Origin of the sequence: Bradyrhizobium sp. sGM-13, assembly GCF_018398875.1 — a bacterium.
Lineage (GTDB): Bacteria > Pseudomonadota > Alphaproteobacteria > Rhizobiales > Xanthobacteraceae > Bradyrhizobium.
This window is the reverse complement of record NZ_JAGWDK010000303.1, coordinates 1-269: the sequence shown is the minus strand read 5'-3', so window position 1 is coordinate 269 and position 269 is coordinate 1. Positions and strand designations below refer to the sequence as shown.

The 269-nt window shown below is 68.4% G+C and carries 1 protein-coding gene; it reads right to left on the bottom strand.

Going from position 1 to position 269, the window contains the following annotated elements:
- A partial coding sequence (locus KJQ96_RS42575) for an AMP-binding protein (RefSeq protein ID WP_249735114.1) occupies positions 1-158 on the bottom strand: 158 nt, incomplete at its 3' end.
- Positions 159-269 lie beyond the last annotated feature (111 nt).

Sequence of the window (269 nt, the reverse complement as noted above, 5' to 3'; positions counted from 1 at the left end):
ACCTTGCCAGCGATGTGGTACAGCGGCGCAATGGCCAGCAACACGTCGTCGCCGCGCAGTCCGTTGCAATGGGCCGCCGCCGCGCTCTTGAAGAGCGCGTTGCGGTAGCTCAGCATCGCGCCCTTGGGCATGCCGGTGGTGCCGGAGGTGTAGGTCATGAGCGCGACGTCATCCATGGACAGGGAAACCTTGGGTGCCGACGCGCCAGACCGCGCAACGGCCAGGAAGTCCTCGCAGGCTGCGGGCACCTCACGCCGGCCGCGCATCGC